The 10,634-nt window shown below is 68.1% G+C and carries 8 protein-coding genes; all 8 read right to left on the bottom strand.

Translation table 11 applies throughout. The features are described 5' to 3' along the window. Positions 1-109 precede the first annotated feature (109 nt). Positions 110-652: a hypothetical protein gene (locus AB0I34_RS30765; RefSeq protein ID WP_360451865.1), complete on the bottom strand. Its 543-nt coding sequence runs from the start codon at positions 650-652 to the stop codon at positions 110-112. A 2-nt stretch (positions 653-654) separates the two neighbouring features. Further along, complete coding sequence (locus AB0I34_RS30760) at positions 655-2,157, bottom strand: Nramp family divalent metal transporter (protein WP_360451863.1); 1,503 nt, start codon at positions 2,155-2,157, stop codon at positions 655-657. Between the two features lie 101 nt (positions 2,158-2,258). Further along, on the bottom strand, positions 2,259-4,403 hold the full coding sequence (locus AB0I34_RS30755) for an acetate--CoA ligase family protein (RefSeq protein ID WP_360451861.1): 2,145 nt from the start codon (positions 4,401-4,403) through the stop codon (positions 2,259-2,261). 38 nt (positions 4,404-4,441) lie between these two features. Beyond that, the gene (frc, locus tag AB0I34_RS30750) at positions 4,442-5,668 is read right to left on the bottom strand and encodes a formyl-CoA transferase (protein ID WP_360451859.1); all 1,227 of its coding nucleotides are present in this window, start codon (positions 5,666-5,668) and stop codon (positions 4,442-4,444) included. A 12-nt stretch (positions 5,669-5,680) separates the two neighbouring features. Continuing rightward, positions 5,681-7,402 carry a thiamine pyrophosphate-binding protein gene (locus tag AB0I34_RS30745; RefSeq protein WP_360451857.1) on the bottom strand — a complete coding sequence of 574 codons (1,722 nt, stop codon included), beginning with the start codon at positions 7,400-7,402 and terminating at the stop codon, positions 5,681-5,683. 336 nt (positions 7,403-7,738) lie between these two features. Continuing rightward, entirely contained in the window at positions 7,739-8,584 is an 846-nt protein-coding gene (locus tag AB0I34_RS30740) for a Gfo/Idh/MocA family oxidoreductase (protein WP_360451855.1), read from the bottom strand. Position 8,585: 1 nt separating this feature from the next. Beyond that, entirely contained in the window at positions 8,586-9,623 is a 1,038-nt protein-coding gene (locus AB0I34_RS30735; RefSeq protein WP_360451853.1) for a Gfo/Idh/MocA family oxidoreductase, read from the bottom strand. After that, complete coding sequence (locus AB0I34_RS30730) at positions 9,620-10,630, bottom strand: Gfo/Idh/MocA family oxidoreductase (RefSeq protein ID WP_360451851.1); 1,011 nt, start codon at positions 10,628-10,630, stop codon at positions 9,620-9,622. The genes AB0I34_RS30735 and AB0I34_RS30730 overlap by 4 nt, the downstream gene beginning before the upstream one ends. Positions 10,631-10,634: the final 4 nt, after the last annotated feature.

Raw genomic sequence — 10,634 nt, 5'->3', positions numbered from 1 at the left:
ACGGCCGGCTGCAGTTCATCCCATCGACCGCGCCCGAGCACCACTTCGTCCTTCCGTCCGGCGAGAAGGCGCAACCACGGGAAGGTGGTTGCGGGCGACCCGGAGGGAATCAGGCAACACGCTTCGTGCGGCCACGCCCCGTCGCGGCCTTGCGTGCCTCGAGAGCGGCGGCGAGGTGGGCGTACTGCTCCACCGTCCGCCGCGCATAGATGTTGCGTTCCAGGATGTGCGGCCACCAGTGCCGGCCGATCTGCTCGTGCATCCACAGGAAGCCGATCGCGAAGCCCATACTGACCAGGGCCCGGAACGCGAGGAACTTCAACGGTTCCGGCGGCAGGCCCGGCGTACCGGTCACCACCCATTCGGTCACGACGGAATGCACCAGCAGGGACAGCGGGAAGGCGATCACCCAGTAGACCGCCGCCGGTGCGAACACCCCGGCGGGGATCTTGCCCATGCCCATCAGAACGGCGTACACGGCACCGAAGAGCATCAGCGGGACGCCCAGGCCGAGACCGGTCGCCACCGCCCAGCCGAAGGGCTGGCCGACGAACGCGGCCAACCCTCCGGCGATCACTCCGGCCGCGGCACCCACCGAGACGGCCGGCACCGAGAACTCCGCGAGCTGCTTCAGATCAGCTGTCTGAATCATGGTCAGCTCACAACCACACCGAAGCGGATCAGGCTGTAGAACAGCATGCCGAGATAGAACACCGCGCCGAACCCGATGATCACGTTGCGCACCGGCCCGGGCCGGATCGGTTTGGGCAGCAGCTTGTTGTTCACCAGGAGCAACACGATGCAGTAGGCACCCATCGCGAACGTGGACAAGAAGGCGAGGATGTCCAGGATGCCGGCCGGACCGTCGGCCGGACCGAACAGCAGGATCAGGATGCCGAACGTGATCACGCCCCACAGGAACCCGGCGTACAGCTTCGACATCGAGAACCGTTTGGCCCCCGGCACGAAGTAGTACGTCATGTCGGCCTGGCCGCGGGAGAACGAGTCGAACAGACCCAGGGTCGCATTCAGTCCGATCAGCGCGATGAAGGCGAAGAACAGCGTGCCCAGGATCGGACTGCCGGCCGACGCGAACGCGTCCGACATCGCCGACAGCGCGGCGTCCCGGTCACCGCCCTCGATCAGACTGGCGACGTCCGGGTTCGTCCGGGCCGCCGACATGGCCAGCACGGTGAACGAGATCGTGACCAGCATGGTGATGCCCCAGAACAGCAGCAGGGCGTCGAAGGTGACCCACTTGCGCCACCCCTTCCACTTCTGCATCTCGGCCGGGTCCTCGGTGTCGAACATGAAGCCTCGCGACGGCATCGATTCGGCCTGGTCGGCCGACCGCAGACCGCGGATCTTCGGGATGTGCGATCCCATCGCCGCACCGCTGTCGCGCAACTGCAGCGTGTACCACATCTGCTGCATACCGGACGGGCCGGCGAACGCGATCGAACCGACCACGATCGGGAACCAGGCCTCGGACAGTGCCTTCTCCGGGAAGAACCCGAACGCGAACATGCCCTGCAGGGTCTGGCCCAGATCGTCCCAGTTGCCCACGATCGCCGCGATCACCGACGTACCGACGACCAGCAGGCCGATCAGCAGGCCGAGGAGTTTCTCGAGGAAGTTGTAGATCACCGACAGCAGGCTGAACAGCACACCGACGAACACCAGAGCCACGCACGCGGTGACCTGCCAAGGTATGCCGGTGATCTCCTCGAAGGCAGCGGCCCCGGCCGAGAGATGCCCGGGCCACATATAGATCAGGATCGCCGCGACGTAGAAGAACCACATCATCGGTTTGAAGACCCGCGCCGCGCCGAAGAAGATGCTCTCCCCGGTCGCCATCGCGTACCGGGCCATCTCCAGCAGCACGAACGCCTGCAGGGTGACGCCGACCAGGAACAACCAGCGGATGTCCGGGCCGAACACCAGCACCAGGCGGGGCCACATGTAGGACTCACCCATGCCCACGCCCAGCGCGACCAGGAACACGGTCGGACCGAGGATGTGCATGGACGGCGGTGCGTCCGGAAGCTTCCGGATCGGCATCGGTTCGAGCCGGCCGGCCTTCCAGACCTTCTCGGTGACGGCCGTCGAGGCCGCCGGCTCTTCTGGTACTTCTGAGGTCTTGCTTGTGACGTCCAAGGCGGACTCCTTAGATCGACGCCAGCTTGGCTTGACGCTCCCCCGTGCACTCCCCCCTGACCAACAGCATCACCGGCTTCCTCCGAACAGGTTGGGGACTTTCAGGAACCGAGCGGCCCGGCGTTACGGGCCCAGCGGTACTTCGCACCGAGCACCTGGACCGGTGTCTCGGTGGTGTACGGGTAGGCGACCACTCCGTGGTCGAACAGGTACTGACTTGCTTCCTCGACCTCGACGTCACCGGACAATGAGGCCACCACCGGCTTGTCGATGCCCTTGGCGCGATACTCCTCCACCACCTCGGCGACCAGCTTCGCGAACACCATCGGCGGCGTCACGATCGTGTGCCAGTACCCCAGGATGAGCGAGTGGATCCGCTCGTCGGACAGCCCGAGCGCGATCGTGTTGCGGTACGTCGACGGCGGCTCGCCACCGGTGATGTCGACCGGGTTGCCGGCGGCCCCGAACGGCGGGATGAACTTGCGGAACGCCGCGTCCAGGTCACCCGGGATGTCCATCAGGGTGAGGCCGGCGTCGACACAGGCGTCCGACAGCAGTACGCCGGAACCGCCCGCGCCGGTGATGATGACGACGTTCTCACCCTTCGGCGTCGGCAGCAGCGGGATGCCGCGGGCGTACTGGAGCATCTCGTTCAGCCCCGGCGCCCGGACCACACCGCTCTGTCGCAGGATGTCGTCGTACACCTTGTCGTTGCCGGCCAGGGCGCCGGTGTGCGAACTCGCGGCCCGCGCGCCCATGTCCGTACGCCCGGCCTTCAGCACGACGACCGGCTTCTTCTTCGACACCCGGGCCGCCGTCTCGGCGAACGCCCGGCCGTCCTTCAGATCCTCCAGGTGCATGGCGATCAGATTGGTGTTGTCGTCACTCTCGAAGAACGTCAGGAGGTCATCCTCGTCGATGTCGGCCTTGTTGCCTACCCCAACGATCGCGGAGACGCCCATCCGGCTGGACCGGCTGAAGCCCAGGATCGCCATCCCGATGCCACCGGACTGTGACGACAGCGCCACACTGCCGCGGACGTCGTACGGCGTGCAGAACGTCGCGCAGAGGCTCTCCGGCAGGTAGTAGTAGCCGTAGATGTTCGGGCCGAGGATCCGCACGCCGTGTTTCTTGGCGATGGCAACGACCTCGTCCTGCAGTTCCTGCTCGCCGGTCTCGGCGAACCCGGACGGGATCAGGATCGCGCCCGCGACGCCCTTCTCGCCGCACTGCTCGAGCGCACCGGCGACGAACTTGGCGGGGACCGCGAACACCGCGACGTCGACGTCACCCGGGATGTCGGTGATGCTCGGGAACGCCTTCAGCCCGAGGACCTCGCCACCCTTGGGATTGACCGGGTAGATGTCCCCGGCGTACCCACCGTTGACCAGGTTCTTCATCACCGAGTTGCCGATCTTGCCGGTCTCGTTCGACGCCCCGATCACGGCCACCGCGCGCGGCTTCATGATCCGCGTCATCGCGGTCAGGATCTCCTCCTGGCTGTACCGCTCGACCGGCTTGCCGGCCTCGGCGTCCACGATGATCCGGAAGTCGACCGCGGTGGCGCCGTCCGGCCCGGCCAGCACCGGGTTCAGGTCCACCTCGGCGAACTGCGGGAAGTCGTCGACCAGGTCCGACAGCCGCTGGATCAGGTCCGCGACGGCATCCTTGTCGACCGGCTTCGCACCGCGGACGCCGTTCAGCATCTCGTGCGCACCGATCCCGTCGACCATCGCCCGGGCCTCGTCCCCGCTCAGCGGGGCGAGCCGGAAGGTGACGTCCTTGAGTACCTCGACCAGGACGCCACCCAGCCCGAACGCGACCACCTTGCCGAACGTCTGGTCGGTGACCGCGCCGACGATGACCTCCTGCACATCACCACCGGTGACCAGCATCTTCTGCACCTGGACACCGACGATCTCCGCGTCCGCCTGGTAGGCCTTGGCGTTCGCGATGATCTTCTCGTACGCCGCCTTGGCCGCCTCGGCACTGTCGACGCCGACGACCACGCCGCCGGCATCGGTCTTGTGCAGGATGTCCGGCGAGACGATCTTCAGCACGACAGGGAAACCGATCTCGGCCGCGAGACCGGCGGCTCCCTCGGCAGTCGTGGCCAGCCCCTCACCCGGCGTCGGGATGCCGTACGCGTCCGCGACCAGCTTGGCCTCGGGCGCGCTCAGGGAGGTGCGGCCGTCCGCCAGAGCCTGGTCGAGGATGGTCCGGACTGCTGCCTTGTCATAGGTCATGCCTGCGCTCCTTCAGGGATGCGGGGAGAGGTCGGGCGTCAGATGACGCCGGCTGCCTTGAGTTCCTCGAGCTCGGCGGTGTCAATGCCGAGCGATCCGTAGACGACGGAGTTGTGCTCGCCGAGACCCGGCGAGGTCTCGACCTGGACCGGGGAGTCGGACAGCTTGAGCGGGCAGCCGACGGTCTTGAAGCTGCCGCGCTGCGGGTGCTTCACCTCGACCACGGCGCCCAGCTCGGCCAGCGTCTCGTCCTCGATCAGCTCACGGGTCGACATGATCGGCCCGCACGGCACGTTCAGGGCGTTGAGCTTGTCCATCACTTCGAACTTCGTGTGCTGCTCGGTCCACTGCTCGATCAGCGCGAACATCTTGTCGAGCTTGTCCAGCCGCGCGGCCGGCGTCGCCCAGTCCGGGTCGTCGGCCAGTTCCGGCTTGCCGATCAGGTTCGCGATAGGGGCCCAGCCGGGCGGCTGCACGATCACGTAGATGTAGTCGTTCGGCCCACCCGGCGCGCACCGCAGCGCCCAGCCGGGCTGGCCGCCACCGGAGGCGTTGCCGGACCGCGGCACCTCGTCCTCGAAGTTCTCGTTCGGGTACTCGGGCAGCGGACCGTGCGTGAGCCGCTGCTGGTCGCGCAGCTTGACCCGGGTCAGGTTGAGCACGGCCTCCTGCATCGCCACGCTCACCCGCTGGCCCTTGCCGGTGTTGGTCCGCTGGAGCAGTGCGGCCAGGATGCCCGCGACCAGGTGGATGCCGGTGCCGGAGTCGCCGATCTGCGCGCCGGTGGCGGTCGGCGGGCCGTCCTCGAACCCGGTGGTGCTCATGGCACCGCCCATCGCCTGGGCGACCACCTCGTAGGCCTTGAAGTCCTCGTACCGGCCGGGGCCGAAGCCCTTGATCGAGGCGTAGACCAGCTTCGGGTTGATCAGTTGCAGCCGGTCCCAGGTGAAGCCCATCCGGTCGATCGCGCCGGGGGCGAAGTTCTCCACCAGGACGTCGGAGTTCTTGACCAGGTCGGTGAAGATCTCCTTGCCCCGCTCGGACTTCATGTTCAGCGTGATGCTGCGCTTGTTGCAGTTGAGCATCGTGAAGTAGAGGCTGTCGACGTCGGGGATGTCGCGCAGCTGCTGGCGGGTGATGTCGCCGGTGGGCGCCTCGAGCTTGATCACGTCGGCGCCGAGCCAGGCGAGGAGCTGAGTACAGGACGGTCCGGACTGCACGTGCGTCATGTCGAGTACGCGAACCCCGTCGAGGGCCTTGCTCATACTGGTCCTCCCCTACTTGTACATGGTCTGATTCATGGTTCCGGGCGCGTACGCGTCCGGGTCGACCCACACGTTGATGAGCGAGGGCAGCCCGGACTCGCGGGCTCGCTGCATGGCCGGCCCGATCTCCTTCGGGTCGCGGACCTCCTCGCCGTACCCGCCGAGCATCTTGGCGAATTCGTCGTACTTCACGTCGCCGAGCGTGTTCCCGATCCGGCCGCGGTCGTGGCCGTACTTCGCCTCCTGGCCGTAGCGGATCTGGTTCATCGACGAGTTGTTGCCGACGACACCGACGAACGGGAGCTTGAAGCGCACGAGCGTCTCGAAGTCCCAGCCGGTCAAGGAGAACGCGCCGTCACCGAAGAGTGCGACCACTTCCTTGTCCGGCCGCGCGTACTTCGCCGCGAGCACGAACGGGATGCCGACACCGAGGGTCCCGAGCGGGCCCGGGTCCATCCAGTGGCCGGGCGACTTCGGCTGGACGACGCCACCGGAGAAGGTGACGATGTCGCCGCCGTCGCCGATGTAGATCGAGTCCTCGGTCAGGAACTCGTTGATCTCGTGCGCGAGCCGCAGCGGGTGGATCGGGTTCGCGTCGGACAGCTGCCGCGGCAGCCGCTTCTGGTACGCCGCGTCCTCCTCGGCCCGCAGTTCGGCGAACCAGGCCTTGCGGTCGATCTTCCTGACCCGGCCCGACGCCGCCTGGGTGACGGCGGCCAGGATCGCGCCCGGGTCGCCGACCAGGCCGAGGTCGATGTCGCGGTTCTTGCCGACGGTGCGGTAGTCCATGTCGATCTGGACCACGGTCGCGCTCTTCGGCAGCCGGCGGCCGTAGCCCATCCGGAAGTCGAACGGCGTACCGACGATCAGGATCAGGTCGGCGTTGTTGAACCCGTACCGCCGGGACAGGTGGAAGTGGTGCGGGTCGCCGGGCGGCAGGGTGCCGCGGGCCGAGCCGTTCATGAACACCGGGATGTCGAGCGTGCGGGCGAACTCGGTCGCGGCGTCGCTGCCGCGGGAGGTCCAGACCTGGCTGCCCAGCAGGACGACGGGCTTCTCGGCCCGGACCAGCAGGTCGGCCAGCGCCTCGACGTTCGCCGGGTCGCCGATGCTCTTGGTGGAGGCCCGGTAGTGACCGGCCTCCGGGACCGTCGCCGAGTCGACCGGGACCGAGTTGTCCAGGATGTCGCGCGGGATCTCCAGGAACGACGGACCGGGCGCGCCGTTGTAGCACTCACGGAACGCCATCGACACCATGTCGGCGGCCCGCGCGGTGTGCGGCACGGTCGCGGCGAACTTGGTGATCGGCGTCATCATGTCGACGTGCGGCAGGTCCTGCAGGGATCCCATCTTGTGCTGGTTCAGCGCGCCCTGGCCGCCGATCAACAGCATCGGGCTCTCCGCGCGGAAGGCGTTCGCGACACCGGTGACGGCATCGGTCGTCCCCGGGCCGGCGGTGACGACCGCGCAGCCGGGCTTCCCCGTCACTCGCGCGTAGCCGTCCGCGGCGTGCGCGGCGACCTGCTCGTGCCGGACGTCGACGACGGCGATGCCCTCGTCGACACAGCCGTCGTAGATGTCGATGATGTGACCGCCACACAGGGTGAAGATCACGTCGACGCCCTCGGCCTTCAGCGCCTTGGCGACCAGGTGACCACCTGAGATCGTCGCCGGCTCCGGCTCCGGCTTCGGTGAGTCGGCGGCTGGTTGGGTCTCCGACACTGTCTGCGCCATCTGCAGTCATCTCCTCGGAAGGGCCGGGGTGCGGCTTGTTGGTACAGCTTCGTCTGTAGATTGCATACCGTATGGTGTAGTCGTAGTCTTACCCCAGCCCATAGTGGTTGTCCAGAGCTCGGCACCTGGAGGCTGGGATGACGATTCACGACGAACTCGCCAGGACCCGTCAGGCTGTGGTGGCGCTGGAGAAAACCCTTATGGCGTTGAGGAATCGGCTCTGGGGAGCCGGGGACGTCGATCACGAAGGAGTGGGAGCCCCCGGCAGACGCGCTCCGTAACGAATCCGGGCCCCGCAGACAGTGTCTGCGGGGCCCGGATCTGTGACGGCGAGAATCAGTGCGGGCGAGTCGCCTCGACGACTCCATCGAGGAACTGCATGGGCCGGACCAGATCGTCGTAGTCGATCGGCGGCCGCCGGGTCTCGGCCATCTCCAGGAACGCACGCAGCCCTGGTTCGACGTACGACGGGCCGAGGACGAGCTCGCGGGCAGCCAGGCCGTGCCGGCCGACGACCAAGCCGTGGAACGGCACCCGACCGTCGGGCTCCGGCAGCACGAACTGGACCACTACGCGGACTCCACCGACATCAGCAGTGGCGACGATGGTGTCGGCGACCCGTTCCACTCGTACGTCGCCGATGGCGCCGGGTGCGAGCCTGAGGGCGACGTCGACCGGGTGGATGCCGTAGAAGTAGATGCCGCCGTACTCACTGTCCGGATCGGCCGGCCCGGTCGTGATCACGGTCTGCGGTGCACCGAGCGACGCTGCCTGCTCGGCCAGCGCGTCCGTGTCCGGCACCCAGCGGACGGCCGAGGACGACGTCAACGCTGCATCGTGTTCGCGCGCCGCGGCAACGATCGCCCAGGCGTCGGCCTCGGTACAGGCGAGCGGCTTGTCCACGAACACCGGCAGACCTTCGGCCAGGAACGGTACGGCGTGCTCCCGGTGCAGACCGCCGTGCCGATCGGTGATGATCACGGCGTCCACCAGGCCCAGCAGGTCCGTCGGTGCGTCCACGAGCCGCTCGAGCTGCCCGGTGACGCGGAGCTTCTCGTTGCGTTCGCTCGCGCCGCCACTGAGGGCGACGACGCGGGTCTCGCCGGCCCGCCGCTCGACGTTCAGGTAGTCGATGATGTGGTCGACGTGGGAGTTCTCCGTCCCGATGATGCCGATACGCACGTCAGCCTCTCCCGGTCAGCTGGACCGGACCACCGGTCCGGGCGGATTCGTAGATCCCGAGCACCACTTCGAGCGCACGCCTGGCGTCCCGGGTGCCGATCGACGGCGGGCGGCCGTCGCGCACCGCCTCGATGAAGTCGAGGTACTGGTCCCGATGCGCGTCGGCGACCGACTTGGTCACACTCGCCCCACCCGCCGGCTGCCCGTCTGCGACCAACTGGGTCTCGGCAGTCGGCTCTGCGTCGGCGACGTCGAAGACGATCAGGTCGTCGTTCTCGATCACCGCGCTGCCGCGGTCGCCGTACACGGACAGCCGCACCGGGCGGCCCGGGTAGGCCGATGTGGTGGCCACGATCGACCCGATCGCCCCACTGCGGAACCGCACGGTCGCCGCCACCGTGTCCTCGACCTCGATCCGCTCATGCGCGAGCCGGTCGCTGTACGCCTGCACCTCGACGGGCTCGCCCAGCATCCACAGCAGTAGGTCGACCACGTGGATGCCTTGGTTCATCAGCGCTCCACCACCGTCGAGCGCGACGGTGCCGCGCCAGCCGCCGGAGTCGTAGTACTCCTGCGAGCGCCAGAAGGCCGACTCGGCAATACCCGTGGTGATCCGGCCGAGCCGGCCGTCGGCGACAGCTTGGTGCATGAAAGCCGGGGCGTGCTGGAACCGCCGCTGACTGATCACGGCCACGGTCAGCCCGGTCTGCTGCTCCGCGTCGATGAGCCGATCGGCCGCTGCCAGCGTCACGTCGATCGGCTTCTCCACGATGACGTGCTTCCCCGCCTCGAGCGCGGTGATGGCGGCGTCGGCGTGATAGCCGCTGGGCAGGCAGATGCTGACCGCGTCGACGTCCGGACGGGCGCAGGCCTGCTTCAGGTCCGTCATCGGCTCACCGCCGTACTTGCCGCTCAGCGTGGTGGCTCGATCGGCCTCCACATCGACGACCGCGACCAGCTCCGACCCCTCCGGGAGGGACGTGATCAGGCGGGCATGGGTCTCACCGATGACTCCGGCCCCCACCACTGCGAACTTCATCCGGCCTGTCCTCTCTGTCCGTCGGTCCACGGCAGCACGACTCCACCGGCGTCGGCGCTCTGCTGGGCGAGCAGCGCGACCCGCGTCGCCACGAACCCTGCCGCCGTACTGGTCTTGGGCTCGCGGCCGGCCGACAGGGAGTCGAGCGCCTCGGCCGCCGGGCGACGGCCGGGCGGCAGCTCCACTTCCCAGGGCGGGCGGTCAGTCGTTGCCGCGATCAACTTGTTCTGCGCCCAGAACAACTCCGCCGTGCCCTCGGTGCCGGTGAGTCGCATCCGGTAGTCACCGTGGTACGGCGATGCCGCGGGCGTCAGCCAGTTGACCTCGATCGTCGCGACGACCGGGTCTGCACCGAGCAGCAGGGATCCGTGCAGCGCGAACTCGGGATCGGTGCTGTCCGCCAGCCCGGCGACCGTTCCCTCGGTCGCTCCGGACAGCAGCAGGACGAGGTCGATGTCGTGGACGGCGAGATCGCCGAGGATCCCGCCGTACCCCTTCCTGGTGAGGAACCAGTCCGGCCGAGTGGAGCGGTTGAGCTTGTGCGGACCGGTCGACGCGACTTGTACCAACTCTCCCAGCGAGCCGTCGGCCAGCAGCGCGCGAGCCGCCAAGGTCTCGGGATAGTTCCGCTTCTCCAGCAGCAGGGAGACGAAGCGGCCGGTCTCGTGCTGCGCGGCCTCGATCGCGTCGAGCTCGGCGAGCGTCGTACAGAGAGGCTTGTCGGCCAGCACGTGCGCGCCCGCGCGGAGTGAGTCCACGATCGCCTCGGCCCGGTCCGCGTAGATGCCGGCGATCATGACGACCTCGGGCCGCAGTTCGTCGAGCAGCCGCCGGTGGTCCTCGTACGCCGGTACGCCGAACTCGCCGGCGTACCGGCCCGCCGTCGCCGGATCTGGATCAGCGACGGCGACCAGCACGAGGTCCTCGCGCAGTGTCACCTCGTCCAGCGCGTACCTGACATGGGCGTGCGCGGCGCCGATCACGGCCAGCCGGAGGGGTGTGGGCATGGGC

The organism is Kribbella sp. NPDC050281, from assembly GCF_040655855.1.
Lineage (GTDB): Bacteria > Actinomycetota > Actinomycetes > Propionibacteriales > Kribbellaceae > Kribbella.
This window is presented reverse-complemented; position numbering and strand designations above follow the sequence as displayed.